A 17,920-nucleotide genomic window follows, 5' to 3' on the forward strand; every position below is an offset into this window, starting at 1 on the left:
CAAACGTCGACGGCGCCCTCAGGCGCCGTCGCATTACCGCATCAGAATTTTTGCTTACTGCGCGTCGGGATGCTTGACGAAGTAGCCCAGGCCGGTCGGCTTGACGCTTTCCATCACCAGCGCATAGCTGACCTTGTCGAAGGTGCGGAACACCATCGCGTGCGAGGCGTATTCGTCGGGCAGACCGACGGTGGAGCCGGCCGGGCCGCTGAAGTCGTCGTCGGCCCGCGAGAAGCGCGAATGCTTGACGCGGTCGCTGACCGTGCGGCCCTTGCGCCAGATCGAGAACACCGTGCCGTTGTTGATGCCCTCACGGGCACCGCCGGAGATGGCGATCACATCGCGGGTGCCGCCGACGGTGAAGGCGTCGGAGATGGCCAATACCCGCAATTCGGTCTGCAGGGCTTGGTCCGACGGCGGATGCGGGATGAACTGCAGGTCGTAAGGCTGCGCCTCGACGGCGACGATGCGGTCGCCGGCGCGTACTTCGCGGCCGCTGTCCTGCAGCAGCAGGGTGGCCGCCTTGGAGTTGCCGCCCGCCGCGCTGCGCGTGATGGTGCCGACATTGACCTGCGCCAGTTCGTAGCCGAGGAACTCGCGGCGCGTGCTCGGCGCGATGTAGTTCTTCCAGATGTTGCCGGCGCCTGCGGTGATGTTGCCGGCCGCGTCGAGGTCTTCGTTGTGCTTGGGCAGGCTGAACTTCACCGTCGGGCGTACCACCGCAAAACGCTGGCCCGGCTGTGCATCGTCCAGGCCCACCACGTAGGCCACCTGGCCGGTGGTGGCGCGCGTGCGGCCGCCTTCCAGACCCACCACATACGGCAGCTGGTCGAAGTCGTCGGTGACACGCAGGTTCTTCAGGAACGGCTCGACATCGGCCAGCGGAATCGCGTTGATCGGCGCTTCCTGGCGCGGGCCGGCCTGGACGGTGCCCTTAACGACGCGATCCAGGTAGGCCAGGCTGATCACGTCGCCCGGATAGATCAGGTGCGGATTCTGGATCTGCGGGTTGGCCTGCCAGATTTCCGGCCACAACCACGGTTTTTGCAGGAAACGTCCAGCGATGTCCCACAGGGTATCGCCCTTGCGGACCACGTAAGTGTCTGGATGTTCGCCCACCGCTTGCGCGGCAGCGTAGGTCGCGACGGTCAGCATCGCCGCAGCGACGACCGTACGAAGTCGGTTCAACATGAGTGCCTTCTTGCCTGATTCCCCAACAGGTCTGCGCACTATAGTCCAGAAACCGGGGCGTCACGCAAGCATTGCGCTAGAATGACAGCGTCTTGCCGGCGCAGAGCCGGTGTTCCCCAGACGGGTAATCCCATGGCTTTGCTCCCTATCCTCGAATTCCCCGACCCGCGGCTGCGCACCAAGGCCGCGCCGGTCGACGCTGCCGAGCTCACCAGCCCGGCATTCCAGACCCTGCTCGACGACATGTTCCAGACCATGTACGAGGCGCCCGGCATCGGCCTGGCCGCCAGTCAGGTGGACGTGCACAAGCGTTTCATGGTGATCGACGTCAGCGAGGAGAAGACCCTCCCGCAGGTGTTCATCAACCCGGAGATCGTGAACAGGCAGGGCGAGCAGGTGTATCAGGAAGGTTGCCTGTCGGTCCCGGGCATCTATGCCGATGTCGCCCGCGCCGATGCGATCACCGTGCGCTATCTCGACCGCGAGGGCAAGGCGCAGGAACTGAGCACCGATGGCTTGCTGGCGGTATGCATCCAGCACGAGATGGACCATCTGGACGGCAAGTTGTTCGTCGATTACCTGTCGCCGCTCAAGCGCGAAATGGTGCGCAAGAAACTGGCCAAGCAGCGTAAGCACGTGGCCTGACGGCCGGGATTGGGGAGTTGGGATTGGGGATTGGTGAAGCGGGTTTTTCTGGCTGCTTGCCGGATCCGTTGGTACCCATGCCCAATCGCCAGGCGCGGCGCCATTGCGTGTGATTGAGGCGATGGCGCAGGCCGTCGCTGCGCGCGCTCCGCGTACACGGATGGGGCGACACGTCGGAATTGGGGATGTGGGATCGGCTAGCCGTTGCTCTGTTGCCCAAGCCCCTGCTGCGATTCCGATTCCTCAATCCCCAGTCCCCGCCGCTGCTGCCACTCCCCAATCCCCACTCCCGAATCCCCGCCCTATGAGAATCGTATTCGCCGGTACGCCGGATTTTGCCGTCGCCTCGTTGCGCGCAGCTGCACAGCGGCATGAAGTGGTGGCGGTCTACACCCAGCCGGATCGGCCTGCCGGCCGTGGCCGTGGGTTGACGCCGTCGCCGGTCAAGCTGGAGGCGATCGCGCGCGGCATCCCGGTCTTGCAGCCGCAGACGCTGCGCTCGCCGGAGGCCCTGGCCACGCTGCGCGCGCTCGATGCCGATCTGATGGTGGTAGTGGCCTACGGCCTGATCCTGCCCAAGGCGGTGCTGGCCGCGCCGACCCATGGCTGCTGGAACGTGCATGCCTCGTTGTTGCCGCGCTGGCGTGGCGCTGCGCCGATCCAGCGCGCGATCGAGGCCGGTGATACCGAAACCGGCGTCTGCCTCATGCAGATGGAAGCCGGGCTGGATACCGGCCCGGTGCTGCTGTCGCAGCGGCTGGCCATCGGCGAGCAGGAAACCGGCGGGCAGCTGCACGACCGCCTGGCCGCGCTGGGCGCGCAGGTGCTGGCCGATGGCCTGGGCTTGCTGCGTGCGGGCATCCGTCCGGTGGCGCAACCGCAGCCGGCAGAGGGCGTGACCTATGCGTACAAGCTGGACAAGACGCAGGCGCGGCTGGACTGGACCCAATCGGCGCAGGAACTGGCGCGGCGCGTACGCGCGTTCAATCCATGGCCGGTGGCCGAGGCGATCCTGGCCGGCGAGCGCGTGCGCCTGCATGGCGCGGTGGCGCTGGAGCTGGCGCATCAGCAGGCGCCGGGCACCCTGCTCGCTGCCGGCAAGCAGGGCATCGACATTGCCTGCGGGCAGGGGGCGCTGCGGGTACGCGTGTTGCAGCGCGAGGGCGGCAAGGCGATCACCGCTGCCGACTACCTCAATGCGCGCCGCGACCTGCCGGCGCTGCGCTGATGCCGGCAGAGACCGCAACTGCCGGCGTCGGCTCGCGCCTGGCCGCCGCCCGGGTGCTGACGGCAGTGTTCGACCATGGCCGCTCGCTCAAGGCCGAACTGGCCGCGACCTTGCCCGGCCTTGACGATCCACGCGACCGCGCGCTGGTGGAGGCGATCTGCTTTGCAGTGCTGCGCCGCCGCCCGGCCTATGACGTGGCATTGCGGCAGTGGCTGGAACGTCCGTTGCCGCCGCGCGATGCCGAACTCAAAGCGCTGCTGATGGCCGGCTTCGCCCAGCTCGACGTGCTGCAGCTGCCCGCCCATGCGGCCTTGTCGGCCACGGTGGACGCGTGCCGCGCGCTGGGCCGGCCGCGCCAGGCCGGCATGGTCAACGCGATCCTGCGGCGCGCCCAGCGCGAGGGGTTTCCGGCAGTGTCCGCCGATGCGGGTTGGCCGTCCTGGCTGCGCAAGCAGCTGCGTGCCGACTGGGGCGACCAGGCCGAGACCATCTTCGTGGCAAGCGCGCAGATGGCGCCGATGTGGCTGCGCGTGCAGCGCTCGCGGATCGACCCGGCCGGCTATGTCGCGCGGCTGGCAGCGCTGGGCATCGGCGCGGACACGGATGCGGTGTTGCCGGATGCGGTGCGTCTGCACGGCGCGGTACCGGTGAGCCAGTTGCCGGGCTTTGCCGACGGCGATGTCTCGGTGCAGGACGGCTCTGCGCAGCAGGTTTCCGATGCGCTGGCGCTGGCGCCATCTGCACGCGTGCTCGATGCCTGCGCAGCCCCCGGTGGCAAGGCCGCGCATCTGCTGGAACGTCATCCTGGCCTGCAGCTCACCGCGCTGGATGTGGATGCGCGCCGGCTGGAGCGGGTGCAGCAGACCTTGCAGCGCACCGTGCCGGGTGCGCAGGTGACCTTGCATGCGGCTGACGCGGCCGATACCGCCGCATGGTGGGACGGCCAGCCGTTCGATGCGGTGCTGCTGGATGCGCCATGTTCGGCCACCGGCGTGGTGCGCCGGCAGCCCGACGTGCTGCTGCATCGCCGTGCCGACGATATCGACGCCTTGTGTGCGTTGCAGGCGCGTCTGCTCGATGCCACCTGGCGCACGCTGCGGCCGGGCGGGCAGCTGCTCTACACCACCTGTTCCCTGCTTGCACGCGAGAACCAGGCGCAGGTGCAGGCATTCCTGCAACGCACCGCCGATGCGCAGGCGCAGCCGCTGGGTGCGCAGTTCGGTCATGCGGCCGGTGCCGGACGGCAGCGTTTCCCCGGCGAGCAGCACTGCGACGGTTTTTTCTACGCGCTTTTGCTAAAAGCGTCCTGACCGCGCGCCGCCCCCGGCGCTCCACCTGTGCACCCATTGCGGCCCGTCATGCTCAAGACTCGTGCTTCCAAGGATTTCTGGCTGCTGGCCATCACGGCCGTTCTGGTGATCGGTGCCGGCCTGGGACTGCGCGACCCCTGGCCGTCGGACGAGCCACGGTTTGCACTGGTTGCCAAGCAGATGGTGATGAGCGGCGACTGGCTGTTCCCGCATCGCGGCAACGAGCTGTACTCGGACAAGCCGCCGATGCTGATGTGGCTGCAGGCGCTGTTCTACACGCTGCTGGGCAACTGGCGGGTGGCGTTCCTGCTGCCGTCGCTGCTGGCGGCGCTGGGCACGCTGGCCTGCGTGTACGACCTGGGGCGGCGTCTTTGGACCCGACGCGTGGGCGCGTATGCGGCGTGGATGCTGCTGTTCACGCTGCACTTCACCTTTCAAGCCAAGAAGGCGCAGATCGATCCGCTGGTGGTGTTCTGGATCACCCTGGCCAATTACGGATTGCTGCGTCATCTACTGCTGGGGCCGGCCTGGCGCTGGTGGACGCTGGGCTGGTTCGCCGCCGGGCTGGGCGTGATTACCAAGGGGGTCGGCATCATCGCCCTGCTGATGCTGATCCCGGCCGGCATTGCGGCGGCGCGCGGCTGGCCGGGCGTGCGCGTGCATGTGCGCGATCGGCGTTTCTGGCTGGGGCCGCTGTTCTTCTTCGTCGCGATCCTGCTGTGGTTCGTGCCGATGATGGTGACTGCGCTGACCGCCGGCCAGCCCGAATACCGGGTCTATCTCAACGACATCCTGCTGCGCCAGACCGCCAAGCGTTATGCCAATTCCTGGGATCACGCGCAGCCGGTCTGGTACCACTTCAAGGGTATGGCCACGATGTGGCTGCCGACCATCCTGGTGCTGCCCTGGGCGATCCCGGCCTGGTGGCGCCGGCTCAAGCGACGCGATGCGCGCTATCTGTTGCCGCTGGCCTGGTGGCTGCTGGTGCTGGTGTTCTTCACCATTCCCAGCGGCAAGCGCGATGTGTACATCCTGCCGGCGCTGCCGATGTTCTGCCTGGCGCTGGCGCCGCTGGCGGCAGGCCTGCTGCGCCGGGCCGGGGTGCAGCGGCTGCTGTTCGGATTCGTGCTGCTGCTGACGGTGGCCTTTGCTGCCGGCGGCGCGGCGATGCTGATCGGGCACCCGGGGTTCGAGCAGAAGATCATGGACAGCCGCGGGGTCGGCAGCGAGGCCACCGACCCGCTCGGCTGGCTGTTGCTGGCGGTCGGTGCGTGGGGCGTGGCCAGTCTGTTGCTGCTGCGGGTGCGCCGTTCCGCGCTTGCCGCCGCATCGCTGCTGGGCGCGTGGTGGGTGGCGTTCGGTCTGGTCTGCTCTCCGATCTTCAACGAGTCCAGCTCGGCGGGCGCGGTGATGCGCGAGGCCGGGCGTCGGATCGGACCGGACGCGCAGCTCGGGCTGGTGGCCTGGAAGGAGCAGAACCTGCTGATGGCCGACCGCCCCGCGCAGACCTTCGGCTTCAAGGTACCGTGGGAACAACAGCTGCAGCGTGCGGTGGCCTGGCAGGCGGAACGTCCGCACCAACGGTGGCTGATGGCGCAGGAGACCGCGCTGCTGGCCTGTGTGGACCGCAGCCGCAGCCAGATGGTGGGAGTGGCCAACCGCCGTCGCTGGTGGCTGGTGCCGGCCGATGCCGTGCATGGCAGCTGCGTGGCGAGCTCCGAGCAGCGGGCGGTGGAAGCGCAGGAGCAGGGCAACCTGGACACCGAATGAGCCGGCGCAGCGCAGGTGTCTGCCGCGATCGGCGGCCCGTCAATGCCGCCGCCGGCCGCTGTCTAGCATGGATTCATGCGGGGCATCGTTAGCTTGGCCGGCGTCGCTGACGCACGTCGCCCGATTTCGCCCCCATTGGCCACCGATGTCTGAATGAATTCCTTGCCCACCCAGCCCGCTTCGCTTTCCTCGTCGGCCCCCATCGCGTCACCGGCGGGCATGGGCATTGCCGAACTGGGCGTGTTCGCGTTGACCGCACTGGTGGTCAGCATGCCGAGCGGGTTGCTGCCCTTCGGGCTGTGCCTATTGCTTGGCTCGCTGGTGGGTTGGCGCAGCCTGCGCGCAGGCGTCGCCGCGCGCCGTGGGTCGCTGCGCGCGTTGGTGTGGTTGACGGCGGCGGTGATCGCGATGTCGCTGTTGTCGGTGGCCTTGTTCGAACACGGGCTGCGCGATGTCGACAACCGCTCGCGCTTTCTGGTGCTGCCGTGGGCGGCGGTGTGGGCGTACGCACTGCAGCCGCGGCAGGTCTGGCTATGGCGTGGCGCGCTGGCGGGCGTGTTCGCGGCAATGTTGATCGCCATGCTGCAGGTGATGAACGGTGCCGACCGCGCGGAAGGCTGGACCAATGCGATTGTCTTTGCCGATATCGCGCTGATGCTGCTGGTGGTGGCGGTGTTCTGCCGTCCGCTCGGCAACGTGCGCTGGCTGGTGGGCGCGGCCATCGCCACGGTGGTGGTGATCGTGCTCAGCGGCAGTCGCGGGGTGTGGTTGTCGTTGCTGATGACCTTGGGCGTGCTGATCTGGGGCGCGCCCTGGCAGAGTGCTCGCATGCGCTTGCTGACCTTTGTCGGCAGTGCGGTGCTGGCAGTGGGTGTGGTGCTCAGCGTGCCGGCATTGACCGAGCAGATGCGCCTGGGCGAGTTGCAGAGCGACCTGCAGCGCTATGAGGTCGGCGACAGCGACTCGTCCGCCGGTGCCCGTATCGAGCGCCTGCATGTGGCCTGGGACACCTTGCGCGCGCATCCGCTCACCGGCATCGGCGTCGGGCGCTTCGACGATGCGATGCGCGAGCTGCCGGTGTGCGCCGGCGACACCTGGCTGCTGCGCTGTCATCTGGGCCATGCGCACAACGATCTGGCCGAGTGGGGCGCCACCCAGGGTGTTCCGGGCCTGTTGCTGCTGTTTGCGGTGTACGGGGTGCCGTTTTGGATCTTCGTGCGGCTGCATCGCCGCAGCGGCGAGCGCCAGTTCCGCGGACCGGCAGCGGCCGGTGTGATGATCGTGGCCAGCTATGCCCTGTGCGGACTGACCCAGTCGATGTTTGCGCACCAGGTGTCGGCCAGTTTCTACACGGCGCTGGTCGGTGTGCTGGTGGGCCTGGCGGCGCGCCAGGCGCAGGAGGCCTCGGCGCGAATGGCCGACAGGGTCTAGCGAGCGGTCCGGCAGCGGGTTGCGGGCTTTGCGCCCACCACCGGGATGGATGTTGCGACCGCCGGCTCCGCGTGTGTCTTGCGCCAACGTAGCGGCGAGCGCAGCGGTGTTGTCGGCCGCTCTCAGTCGATGCGCCGATCGTCCGCACGCGGCGGGTCCTGCACCGGTTGGTTGTGCTGCAGCAGCCACAGCATGATGGTCTTCTGGCGCACGTAGTTGGCGCGGACGTAGGCGTAGATCAACCCATGCCAGCCATCGCGAAACCCGCCGCGCAGCAGATAGCCGCGCCAGAAGCGCCAGGCCGGCGCCAGCACCAGCTTGCTCCAGGTCGCACGCTTGCCGCGCGCGTGCTCGTGCTCGGCCATCATCTGCGCGTAGCGCTGGGTCTTGGCCAGTTGCTGCGCCAGCGAGCGGTACGGGTAATGGATCAGATCGCCGGCCAGGGTCACCACTGCACCGTCGACACTGGCCGCCTCGTGGATCTCGCGCTTGCCGCGCCAGCCGCCGTGGCGTCGATCGAACAAGCGCAGCACCCGATCCGGATAGGCGTTGCCATGGCGCAGGAACCGGCCGAAATAATCCGACAACCGTGCGAAGCGATAGCCGGCCGCGTTGGCAAAGCCGCCATCGCGCGCGGCAACGATCGACGCCCGCAAGGCATCGCTGACGCGTTCGTCGGCATCCAGGCACAGCACCCAGTCGTGGCTGGCCTGCGCAACGCAGAACGCCTTCTGGCTGCGATAGCCATCGAAGGCGCGCTGCAGGACGCGCGCGCCCTGTGCGGTGGCCAGCGTCACGGTGGCGTCGGTGGAGCCGGAGTCCACCACCACGATCTCGTCGCAGAACGCCAGCGAGCGCAGGCAGTCGCGTAGGCGATCGGCCTCGTTGAACGCGATAATGCAGGCGCTGATGCGCGGCCGTTCGTCGGGTGCGGTCGAAGAGGACATGTGATGGCTCAATACCTGCTGTTCGCAACGGAGCGTTACGCGTTGCCTATTCTGGCGCCATTGGCGCAGGCATTACAGGCCCGCGGCCATGCGGTGTCGGCGTGGTTCGAGGGCGGTGCGCGCGGACTGGCGTTGCCGGACGTGCGCGAGGTCGGCCTGCGCGAGGCGCTGGCGTTGCGCCCGCGTGCGGTGTTCAGTGCGGCCAACTGGGTGCCACCGTTCATTGCGGGTGCCAAGGTGCAGTTGTTCCATGGTTTCAATGTGCAAAAGCGCGAAGACAACCGTGGGCACTTCCGCGTGCGCGGGCTGTTCGATCTGTATTGCACGCAGGGCCCGGCCACCACGGCGCCGTTTCGCGCACTCGCCGAGCGCGAAGGGCATTTTGCGGTGGTCGAAACCGGCTGGCCCAAGCTCGACCCGGTGTTCCGCGACGATGGCGGCCGCAGCGCTGCACTGCGCGCGCCCGCCAACGGACACCCGGTGATCCTGTTCGGCTCCACGTTTACCGAGCGCCTGAGCGCTGCGCCCGCGCTCTACGACGAGATCGCCGCCGATATCGCGCGCGGTGCGCATTACTGGCTGTTGACGCTGCATCCGAAGTGCGCGCCGGAACTGTTCGATCGCTATCGCGCGTTGGCCGGGCCGCATGCACGCTTTGTCGAACCCGAACAGGTCATGGCCGCGCAGCGTGCGGCCGATGTGCTGGTGTCGGACACCTCGTCGATCGTGTCCGAGTTCGTGGTGCAGCACAAAGCGGTGGTGACCTTCCGCAACCGCGTGCCGCAGCCGCATATGCTGGACTTCCAGCAGCCCGGGCAATTGCCGCAGCAGCTGGCGCGCGCGCTGGCGCCGGATGCGGCGCTGCGCAATGCGCTCGCCAGGTATGCCGATGCGATCCACCCGTATCGCGACGGGCAGTCCTCGGAGCGGGTGATGGCAGCGACCGAGGACTTCATCGCCGGCAAGCTGGGTCCACTGCGGCGCAAGCCGCTGGGCGCAGTGTGGCGAGGCCTGCAGATCCGCCGCGAACTCGGATACTGGGGCCCGGCGCAACGTTGATCGCCGCTAGTCGCCCGTTGACGAGATACCGCCGCCAATCAGCGGTTGATCCAATCCCTAATCCCCAATCCCGATTCCCGATTCACCATCGCAGCTTGCGCCGCGCCAACGCGGCACCCAACTGCGCCTGCAGCACCTGCGCCTGCGCCAATGGCACAAAGCGCAGGCGCAACCCCGGGCCGGTCGCGCTGGCGCCGGCAGTGTCCAGCCACAGCGTCGCGGTGCCGGACAGACGGTCCAGCGGCGAGCGTTGCAGTTGCAGCGCCTGCAGCTTGTCCAGCTCGGCCAGCCGCCACCAGCGTTTCCACCAGCCGCCGCGCACGGCGACAAACCGCGCATCCACCGCGTAGCCCATGCGATGCACCTGGCGATGCGCCTTGAACGCACTCCACGGCAACCACAGCAGCAACCACGCTGCCTGGGTGCCGAATTGCCAGACCAGGCCGATCACCAGCGGTAGCAGCAATAACAGCGTGGGCAGACTCAATCGCCACCAGCAATGCGTGGCGATCGCCTGCCACTGTGCCGGCGGCCAGGCAATCCCCGGCAGCAGGCGCTGCAACAAGGCATCGCAGCGCTGCGGCTCGGCAATCGGCGCAAGCTCCTTCAACGCGCTGCCTTCGCTGTCGGCGGTGCCGGCCACTGCGGTCTCCACCCGCAACTGGCGACGGCCGAACAGGCGATGCAGGCGGCTTTCGTACAGCGTCCACGACTGGATGCGCCGCAGCGCCACGCTGCTGCGGATCCGCGTCAGCAGGCCGCGCTCCACGGTGAGGCGGCGCTCGGATTGGCTGAGATGAAAGCCGTGGTACTGCGCCAGCGCCAGCGCCACCGACAGCGCACGCATCGCGACCAATACGGCCAAGGCGCCGAGCACCACCAATGCGGCGGTGACCGCCGCCCCCGGATGGATCTGGCTGACGTAGCGGTACGCCAGCTCGCCGTTGTGCTCGACGAAGTTGGACACCGTACGGCGCGGAATCATCTGGTAGATCACGCCGAAGCTGGCCGCCACCACCACCATGCCGCGATTGGAGATCAGCCCCAGCCGGATCACTTCGGCCAGCGGCAAACGCAGGAGGGTGGTGCTGTCGTTGACGACCTGCGGCGTGCTGGCATCGGCGTCATGCGTGCGGCGACGGATCAGGTCTTCCAGCGCCAATGCCTGGTCCAGCCGCAGCACGCGCATTTCCGCTTCGGGCTTGTGGCCGCCGGCCGATTCCAGGCGCACCTCGGCCACGCCGGCCAGCCGGTGCAGCAGCGATTGATGCACCACCACATTGTGGATGCGCGCGAACGGAATATCGCGTCGGCTGCGTTCCAGCAGCCCGCTGCGGATCGCCACGCCATCGGTGCCGATGCGGTAGCGGTAGGTGAAATAGCGCAGCACCGAGATCGCCACCAGCACCGCCATCACCACGCCGGTGGCGATGTGGTCGGCCGAGTCGCGGCTGCCATCGCGGCTGCCGAACAGCACCAAGGCCGCCAGCGGAATCAGGAACTGGCGGATCTGCTGCAACAACACGAACACCCACGACAGCGGATGCAGGCGCTGCTCGTCCTGGTGGTGGTGTTCGATGGCGCTCACAGCGCGTCGTCGTCGTGATCGAGCTGGCGGGCGAGGCGGTCGCGCAGGCGTTCGGCATCGCCCTGATCCAGGCCGGACAAGGCCACCGCGTTGAGCCGGCTGCCGGCGGTATGCACCACCAGCGTGGTCAGCCGGGTGGCGCGTTCGATCGGGCCGCGGCGCAGGTCCACGTGCTGCACGCGCGAAATCGGAATGCGCGTGTCGCTCTGCCACAGATGCCCGCGTTGCAGCGCCAGGCCGTGCTGGTCGAGTTTCCAGTGGGTGAGCCGATGCCGTTTGACCGCGAACCACGCACCCAGCAGCGCGGCCACCACGGTCACGCCCAGCACCACCGGCCAGTCATGCCAGGCGTGCAGCACGGTGACGGTGACGCCGGCTGCGATCAGCCCGGCACATCCGCCGCCCAGCGCGCCGTTGACGCCGGCCACATACGCCCCGCGCTGCGGCAGCGGTTGCCACTGCGTGTGGTCCACGGCCGGAACCTGTGCCGGCGCGGCAGCGACGATGACCTCGGGGTGCGGCGGTGGAGCGTCGTGCACAAGGCTGGCCTGCAGGAGCGGTGCGCAAGCATAGCCGGGCGCCGCGGGCAGGCGCATCCGGCGCAGCGGGGCTTACTGCGCGGCCAGAATCAGCGCGTCCACATCCAGCGCATGCCCGGCACGCGCGGCCTTGGTGCGCAGGTACTGCTCGTTCTCCGGGGTGATGTCGCCGGTCACCGGGATGCGGTCTTCGACCGCGATGCCGGCCGCACGCAGGCGTTCGGCCTTGGCGGGGTTGTTGGTCAGCAGCCGGATCCGGCCGATGCCAAGACCACGCAGCATCGCCACCGCACTGCCGTAGCGGCGCTCGTCCGGCCCGAAGCCCAGTTGCGCGTCGGCATCGATGGTGTCCAGGCCGGCATGCTGGTAGCCGTACGCGCGCATCTTGGCGGCGATGCCGGTGCCGCGGCCTTCCTGGTCCAGATACAGCAGCACGCCGCCGCCGAGCTCCTTCAGCTTGGCCAGGCCATGCCGCAGCTGGTCGCCGCAATCGCATTTGAGCGAACCGAACAGATCGCCGGTGAGGCAGGAGGAATGCACGCGCACCGGCACTGCCGCCGACAGGTCGGGCTGGCCGACCACGATCGCCACTTGGTCACGCTGTGCCACCCCGCCGCGAAACACCACGAACTCACTCATCCCCAGCCCGCGCAACGGCACCGGCGTGCGGGTGACCAGCTCGTAGCCGGCCGCGGCGGATTTGGCGCAGCCGCTGCCCAGATCGTCCAGTGTCAGCGACTGGCAACCGGCAAAGGCGGCGTGGTCATCTGCATCGTGCAGCTCCACGGCCAGCATCGCCGGCAGCAGCAGCCCCAGCCGCGCGATTTCCACCGCGCCTGCGTCCAGCGCATCGCCCGCGGTCCACTGCGTCGGTACCGGGGTATCGCGCAGGTAGGCCAGGGCAGCGAGCTGGTCGTAGTCGTGTTCGACCAGCGCCACGCGTGCGCCCTGCGGCGCGCTCAGGCCCAGCACCTGGGCGCGGGTCGGAGTGACGAACAGATAGTGCCGCCCCTGCGCCGCACGCGCGAAGGCCGCGTAGGACTGCGCGGTGCTGCTGTCCAGCGCCAGCACCGCGCGCGCCTGCCCGTTGGCCGCCGTCAGCAGCACCGGGCGGCCGGCGCGCAGTTCGGAGGCGGCGCGCTCGCAACGGATCGCCGCCGGATCACCGAAGGCCTGTGCGCTGGGGGAGGGGACGGGGCTGCTCATGCACGACTCCAGATGGGGACTGCCAGGGCCGCTTCAAGGCGGACGCTGCCGCGGCCGTTGCCTGCCGCGCGCGGCCATTGTCGCGTGGTTCGCAATTGCCGGTCGCCAAGGCCGGGTGAACGCTGCATCCAGCGCCCGCAATTGGAGTTGCGCGGCGGGCGCGGGTGGGTTGCAGGCCGGCTGCGTTGTTCATCGCCCGGCAATGTCTTCTAATCCCAAGACCCTCTGCCCGCATCGGACCCCATGTCTCTCATCGACTGCAGCGAAGACCGCCACGCCAGCGCCATCCTGGAGATCTTCAACGACGCCATCGCCAACTCGACCGCGTTGTACGACTACAGGCCGCGGCCACCGGAGAGCATGGTCGGCTGGTTTGCGACCAAGCGTGCGGGCGGGTTTCCGGTGATCGGGGTGGAAGCTGCCGACGGCAGCCTGATGGGGTTCGCCAGCTACGGCACCTTCCGCGCCTGGCCGGCGTTCAAGTACAGCGTGGAGCATTCGATCTACGTGCACCGCGACCATCGCGGCAAGGGGCTTGGACGCCTGCTGTTGCAGGGCGTGATCGCGGCGGCGGAACAGCGCGGCGTGCATGTGCTGGTCGGCGGTATCGATGCCAGCAATCAAGCCAGCATCGCCCTGCATGAACAGTTCGGCTTCACCCATGCCGGCACCGTGCGCGAGGCCGGTTTCAAGTTCGGCCGTTGGCTGGACCTGGCGTTCTATCAGCGCATCCTCGCCACGCCGGCCGATCCGCACGACGATTGAGCCGTTGCCGTTGCCGCGCTGTGCGCGAGCGGATCGGTCTTCAGCCAACCGGCTTCAGTGCGGATGCCGCTCGGTCGCATACGGATTGGGCTCGCCGCTGCCCGGTGGGCGCAGCGTGTAGCGTTTGTAGGTCCATTGGTATTGCGCCGGGTCGCGTCGGGCGATCTGTTCGATGCCTGCGTTGAGCGCGCTGGCGGCGCGCACCGGGTCGGCGTCGGCCACTGCCGGGTCGGCCGGCTGCACATGCAACGCAAATTGCAGGTCGCCACCGGCACGTTCGCACCAGCCATACAGCACGATCGCGCCGGTGCGCTCGGCAAGTCGGTTGACCAGGGTCATGGTCAAGGCAGGGATGCCGAAGAACGGCGCAAACACGCCATCGCCCATTTTCGGCTGCTGGTCGGGCAGGATGCCGACCGCACCACCGTCCTTGAGCACCTTGAACAACTGCCGCACGGCCGGGCCTTCGGCACGCACCTGGCGCACGTTGTCGCCGCCGCGTGCCAGTTGCAGGAAGCCGTCCACCGCGTCCGATTCGGGCGGGCGGTACACGATGGCGATCGGCCCGCGTTCGGACAGCCACTGGTTGAGCAGCTCCCAGTTGCCGAAGTGCGGTGCGGCCACGATCACGCCGCGCCCGGAGGCCAGCGCGGCGTCGTAGAGCGCCTGGCCATTGCGTTGCAGCCGCGCCAGGTTCTCGGCCGGTGGGCGGGTCCAGGTGCGCAGCACTTCCAGCGTCTGCCGCGCGGTCGACCGCAGCACCTGCACATGCAGCTGCGCGCGCCGGCCGGCATCCAGTTCCGGGTACGCCAGTTCCAGGTTGCGGCGTGCCACGCGGGCTTCGCGCGCATTGAGCTTGCGCCAGCTCCAGGCCATCGCGTCGGCCACACGTTTGAGCAGCGGCCAAGGCAGGCGGCCCACGGTGGCGGCAATGGTGTAGAGCAGGCGAGCGCGAACATCGGGTTTCATCCGCGCAATTCTAAACAGCGCGGCCGGCCAAGACCCGCGCGTGACAGTGCGAACAGCGCTGGGCATGCTGCGCGGCACAGTTTGCTGCCTGAGAGTGCCCATGCTTGCGCTGATCCAACGTGTCACCCGCGCCGCAGTCACGGTCGATGCGCAGACCGTCGGGCAGATCGGTCCCGGGCTGCTGGCCCTGGTCGGGGTCGAGCCCGGCGACACCGATGCGCAGATCCGGCGCCTGGCCGAGCGCCTGCTTAGCTACCGCGTGTTCGCCGACGACGCCGGCAAGATGAACCGCTCACTCACCGACACCGGCGGCGGCCTGCTGGTGGTCAGCCAGTTCACCCTGGCCGCGGACACCAGTTCCGGCAATCGCCCCGGCTTCAGCACCGCGGCGCCGCCGTTGGAGGCTGAACGGGCGTTCAATCAATTGGTGGCGATCTGCCGCGAAAAACATTTGGGCGGGGTGGAAACCGGGCGCTTTGGTGCCCATATGGTTGTCGACCTGGTCAACGATGGCCCGGTGACCTTCCTTCTCAGACCCTAGATATCACGTCTACCAGCGGTCCTGTCTTGAATCCGGCAGACCGGGCTTCACGCTGGTATAATGCTAGGTTCTCTTTCCAATCTCAAAGCCGGTGGCGCGAGCACTCATGGCCAACGAACGTCCTGCCCAGCAATCCGACATCAAGCTACTGATCAGCAAGGGCCTGGAACAGGGCTATCTGACCTACGCCGAAGTCAATGACCACCTGCCCGACGACCTGGTCGACCCGGAGCAGATCGAAGACATCATCAGCATGATCAACGGCATGGGCATCGATGTCCATGAAGTTGCGCCCGATGCTGAAACCCTGTTGCTCAACGATGGCAACACCGGCAACCGCGAGGTTGACGACACCGCAGCCGAAGAAGCTGCCGCCGCGCTGACCGCGCTCGACACCGAAGGCGGCCGCACCACCGACCCGGTGCGCATGTACATGCGCGAAATGGGCACGGTCGAGCTGCTGACCCGCGAAGGCGAAATCGCCATCGCCAAGCGTATCGAAGAGGGCCTGAGCCAGGTCCAGGCAGCACTGGGCGTGTTCCCGCTGTCGACCGAAATGCTGCTGGCCGATTACGAAGCGCACAAGGAAGGCAAGAAGCGTCTGGCCGAGATCGTGGTTGGCTTCAACGACCTGATCGAAGAAGCCGATGCCGCCGCTGCCGCGCTGGCCGCCGCCGGTCCCGTCGCCGTCGACGAGGATGCAGCCGATGAAGACGACGACGAAGACGGCGATGACGACGCTGCCGAAGAAGAGGCCGGCCCGACCGGTCCTGACCCGGTGGAAGTGGCCACGCGCATGGAGAACCTGGCCAACGAATACGCCAAGTTCAAGAAGGTGTATGCCAAGAACGGCGCCGAGCACAAGCTGGTGGTCAAGGCGCGCGAGGACATGGCCGCCATCTTCACCACGCTCAAGCTGCCGCTGCCGCTGACCGATGCACTGGTCACCCAGCTGCGTGGCGTGGTCAACGGCATCAAGGATCACGAGCGCAAGGTGCTGCACCTTGCCACCACCGTGGCACGCATGCCGCGCAAGGATTTCATCCGCTCCTGGGAAGGCAACCAGACCAACCTGGAATGGGTGGAAGACGCACTCAAGCGCAAGCAGAAGTGGTCGTCGGCGCTGCGCGATGTCAAGGACCAGATCGTCTCTGAGCAGCAGGGCTCGATCGAGATGGAGAAGGCCAACTACCTGACCCTGGGCGAGATCAAGGAAATCAGCCGCGCGATGGCCTATGGCGAAGCCAAGGCACGCAAGGCCAAGAAGGAAATGGTCGAGGCCAACCTGCGCCTGGTCATCTCCATCGCCAAGAAGTACACCAACCGCGGCCTGCAGTTCCTCGACCTGATCCAGGAAGGCAACATCGGCCTGATGAAGGCCGTGGACAAGTTCGAATACCGTCGCGGTTACAAGTTCTCCACGTATGCAACCTGGTGGATCCGTCAGGCCATCACCCGTTCGATCGCCGATCAGGCGCGCACCATCCGTATTCCGGTGCACATGATCGAAACGATCAACAAGTTGAACCGCATTTCCCGTCAGATGCTCCAGCAGTTCGGCCGCGAGGCCACGCCGGAGGAGCTGGCGAAGGAAATGGACATGCCCGAGGACAAGATCCGCAAGGTGATGAAGATCGCCAAGGAGCCGATCTCGATGGAAACCCCGATCGGCGACGACGAGGATTCGCATCTGGGCGACTTCATCGAGGACACCAACGTGGAGTCCCCGATCGACAACACCACCAACATCAATCTCTCCGAGACGGTGCGGGACGTGTTGGCAGGGCTGACCCCGCGCGAGGCCAAGGTGCTGCGGATGCGCTTCGGTATCGACATGAATACCGATCACACCCTGGAAGAAGTCGGCAAGCAGTTCGACGTCACCCGCGAGCGGATTCGTCAGATAGAGGCCAAGGCGTTGCGCAAGCTGCGTCACCCGAGCCGTTCGGAACAGCTGCGCTCGTTCCTGGACATCGACTGATCCGGTAGCCGTATCTGTGCAGTGATCACGCAACAGCCCCGCACATGCGGGGCTGTTGCGTTGTGGGGCATGCCGCGGGCTATGCTTGGCCGGGTGGACGTCGCCGGAACACGGATGCGCCGGGGATGGCGCAGGCGACATTCACGCCTTGGCGACGAAGCCGGACAGCGGCGCAACATGCGGCCGATGTTTCTTGCTGGCTCACGTGACGTTCTAGCCGTGGCTTCTAAGTTGATGGACGAATGGAACGAGGCCGTCGTATGAGCAAGCAAAGCCGCTTTGAAACCACCACGTACCGCGAGCACGAGATTCGCGTACGCGCCGAACAGGCATCCCCGGGCGCCAGGTGGACGCTGTGGGTCGACGTGTATGCGCTGGGCGGCAAACGCCAGCCACGCATCGGTGGCCGGGAACCGGGCTGGGAGACCTACCAGGAAGCCATCGCGCAGGGATTCCGCGCAGGCCGGCAGTTGGTCGATGCGCAGCTTGAGATGGCTTAGCAGCCGGGATTGGGGAGTGGGGATTCGGGATTGCCGAGGTACTTGTGGCTCCGGATCGTCCACCGCGCGTGGTGCGCAAAGCGCAGTGATCGCATACAAATTTAGAAGCCCGGCTCAGGCCGGGCTTTTTTGTGTGGCATGCGCGGGCACGTGTGGGTGCGGGCGCTTCTCCTCCTCAATGCCTGATGTCAGCAGACAGCGACGCGCGCAGGCAGGTAAACTTTCGCGTCAGCTGGACGGTCCGACATGC

Annotated in this window: 15 protein-coding genes and 1 pseudogene; 10 read left to right on the top strand and 6 right to left on the bottom strand. The window is 67.4% G+C overall.

Annotation, left to right across the window (positions count from 1 at the left end):
* Window positions 1-54: 54 nt before the first annotated feature.
* Entirely contained in the window at window positions 55-1,191 is a 1,137-nt protein-coding gene (locus tag FHT08_RS00460) for a LysM peptidoglycan-binding domain-containing protein (protein ID WP_166773939.1), read from the bottom strand.
* A 132-nt stretch (window positions 1,192-1,323) separates the two neighbouring features.
* Between FHT08_RS00460 and def the strand changes: the two genes are divergently transcribed.
* The 5 genes from def (at window position 1,324) to FHT08_RS00485 (ending at window position 7,575) form a co-directional block, all read left to right on the top strand.
* Window positions 1,324-1,836, top strand: a complete 513-nt coding sequence (def, locus tag FHT08_RS00465) for a peptide deformylase (protein WP_166773940.1) — start codon at window positions 1,324-1,326, stop codon at window positions 1,834-1,836.
* Window positions 1,837-2,140: 304 nt separating this feature from the next.
* Window positions 2,141-3,064, top strand: coding sequence for a methionyl-tRNA formyltransferase (fmt, locus tag FHT08_RS00470; protein WP_166773941.1), 924 nt, complete (start codon window positions 2,141-2,143; stop codon window positions 3,062-3,064).
* Window positions 3,064-4,374, top strand: coding sequence for a 16S rRNA (cytosine(967)-C(5))-methyltransferase RsmB (rsmB, locus tag FHT08_RS00475; RefSeq protein WP_166773942.1), 1,311 nt, complete (start codon window positions 3,064-3,066; stop codon window positions 4,372-4,374). The genes fmt and rsmB overlap by 1 nt, the downstream gene beginning before the upstream one ends.
* Window positions 4,375-4,422: 48 nt before the next feature.
* Complete coding sequence (locus tag FHT08_RS00480) at window positions 4,423-6,144, top strand: glycosyltransferase family 39 protein (RefSeq protein ID WP_104536460.1); 1,722 nt, start codon at window positions 4,423-4,425, stop codon at window positions 6,142-6,144.
* Between the two features lie 153 nt (window positions 6,145-6,297).
* Entirely contained in the window at window positions 6,298-7,575 is a 1,278-nt protein-coding gene (locus FHT08_RS00485) for an O-antigen ligase (RefSeq protein WP_166773943.1), read from the top strand.
* Window positions 7,576-7,697: 122 nt separating this feature from the next.
* On the opposite strand, the gene FHT08_RS00490 is transcribed toward FHT08_RS00485, so the two are convergent.
* The gene (locus FHT08_RS00490; protein ID WP_166773944.1) at window positions 7,698-8,522 is read right to left on the bottom strand and encodes a glycosyltransferase family 2 protein; all 825 of its coding nucleotides are present in this window, start codon (window positions 8,520-8,522) and stop codon (window positions 7,698-7,700) included.
* Here FHT08_RS00490 and FHT08_RS00495 point away from each other — a divergent pair, their 5' ends adjacent.
* On the top strand, window positions 8,523-9,581 hold the full coding sequence (locus FHT08_RS00495; protein WP_343204122.1) for a CDP-glycerol glycerophosphotransferase family protein: 1,059 nt from the start codon (window positions 8,523-8,525) through the stop codon (window positions 9,579-9,581).
* 82 nt (window positions 9,582-9,663) lie between these two features.
* On the opposite strand, the gene FHT08_RS00500 is transcribed toward FHT08_RS00495, so the two are convergent.
* From FHT08_RS00500 to ribA, 3 genes are all read right to left on the bottom strand, one after another.
* Complete coding sequence (locus FHT08_RS00500) at window positions 9,664-11,169, bottom strand: PH domain-containing protein (protein WP_166773946.1); 1,506 nt, start codon at window positions 11,167-11,169, stop codon at window positions 9,664-9,666.
* A complete protein-coding gene (locus tag FHT08_RS00505) occupies window positions 11,166-11,642 on the bottom strand; it encodes a PH domain-containing protein (protein ID WP_039529659.1) in 477 nt (158 codons plus the stop codon). The genes FHT08_RS00500 and FHT08_RS00505 overlap by 4 nt, the downstream gene beginning before the upstream one ends.
* Window positions 11,643-11,780: 138 nt before the next feature.
* A complete protein-coding gene (gene ribA, locus FHT08_RS00510) occupies window positions 11,781-12,914 on the bottom strand; it encodes a GTP cyclohydrolase II RibA (protein WP_104536455.1) in 1,134 nt (377 codons plus the stop codon).
* Window positions 12,915-13,157: 243 nt separating this feature from the next.
* Here ribA and FHT08_RS00515 point away from each other — a divergent pair, with 243 nt between their 5' ends.
* Entirely contained in the window at window positions 13,158-13,679 is a 522-nt protein-coding gene (locus FHT08_RS00515) for a GNAT family N-acetyltransferase (protein WP_104536454.1), read from the top strand.
* 54 nt (window positions 13,680-13,733) lie between these two features.
* Here FHT08_RS00515 and FHT08_RS00520 read toward each other — a convergent pair whose 3' ends face one another.
* Complete coding sequence (locus FHT08_RS00520) at window positions 13,734-14,750, bottom strand: lauroyl acyltransferase (protein WP_208408796.1); 1,017 nt, start codon at window positions 14,748-14,750, stop codon at window positions 13,734-13,736.
* On the opposite strand from FHT08_RS00520, the gene dtd reads away from it, so the two are divergent.
* The 3 genes and pseudogenes from dtd (at window position 14,749) to FHT08_RS00535 (ending at window position 17,670) form a co-directional block, all read left to right on the top strand.
* Window positions 14,749-15,189 (top strand): D-aminoacyl-tRNA deacylase, encoded by a 441-nt coding sequence (gene dtd, locus FHT08_RS00525; RefSeq protein ID WP_166773948.1) that lies wholly within the window; start codon window positions 14,749-14,751, stop codon window positions 15,187-15,189. The genes FHT08_RS00520 and dtd overlap by 2 nt on opposite strands.
* A gap of 106 nt (window positions 15,190-15,295) precedes the next feature.
* A complete protein-coding gene (gene rpoD / locus FHT08_RS00530; RefSeq protein ID WP_104536451.1) occupies window positions 15,296-17,170 on the top strand; it encodes an RNA polymerase sigma factor RpoD in 1,875 nt (624 codons plus the stop codon).
* Window positions 17,171-17,356: 186 nt separating this feature from the next.
* Window positions 17,357-17,670 (top strand): annotated as a pseudogene (locus tag FHT08_RS00535) (DUF6566 family protein).
* The last annotated feature ends 250 nt before the right edge of the window (window positions 17,671-17,920 follow it).

Origin of the sequence: Xanthomonas sp. CFBP 8151, assembly GCF_011761885.1 — a bacterium.
Lineage (GTDB): Bacteria > Pseudomonadota > Gammaproteobacteria > Xanthomonadales > Xanthomonadaceae > Xanthomonas > Xanthomonas arboricola_B.

Bases quoted from the DNA above. Each gene is read 5' to 3' on its own strand.
- FHT08_RS00520 (WP_208408796.1), bottom strand. From the start codon at position 14,750: ATGGGCACTCTCAGGCAGCAAACTGTGCCGCGCAGCATGCCCAGCGCT.
- dtd (WP_166773948.1), top strand. From the start codon at position 14,749: ATGCTTGCGCTGATCCAACGTGTCACCCGCGCCGCAGTCACGGTCGAT.
- FHT08_RS00460 (WP_166773939.1), bottom strand. From the start codon at position 1,191: ATGTTGAACCGACTTCGTACGGTCGTCGCTGCGGCGATGCTGACCGTC.
- rpoD (WP_104536451.1), top strand. From the start codon at position 15,296: ATGGCCAACGAACGTCCTGCCCAGCAATCCGACATCAAGCTACTGATC.
- fmt (WP_166773941.1), top strand. From the start codon at position 2,141: ATGAGAATCGTATTCGCCGGTACGCCGGATTTTGCCGTCGCCTCGTTG.
- def (WP_166773940.1), top strand. From the start codon at position 1,324: ATGGCTTTGCTCCCTATCCTCGAATTCCCCGACCCGCGGCTGCGCACC.
- rsmB (WP_166773942.1), top strand. From the start codon at position 3,064: ATGCCGGCAGAGACCGCAACTGCCGGCGTCGGCTCGCGCCTGGCCGCC.
- FHT08_RS00485 (WP_166773943.1), top strand. From the start codon at position 6,298: ATGAATTCCTTGCCCACCCAGCCCGCTTCGCTTTCCTCGTCGGCCCCC.
- FHT08_RS00480 (WP_104536460.1), top strand. From the start codon at position 4,423: ATGCTCAAGACTCGTGCTTCCAAGGATTTCTGGCTGCTGGCCATCACG.
- ribA (WP_104536455.1), bottom strand. From the start codon at position 12,914: ATGAGCAGCCCCGTCCCCTCCCCCAGCGCACAGGCCTTCGGTGATCCG.
- FHT08_RS00515 (WP_104536454.1), top strand. From the start codon at position 13,158: ATGTCTCTCATCGACTGCAGCGAAGACCGCCACGCCAGCGCCATCCTG.
- FHT08_RS00490 (WP_166773944.1), bottom strand. From the start codon at position 8,522: ATGTCCTCTTCGACCGCACCCGACGAACGGCCGCGCATCAGCGCCTGC.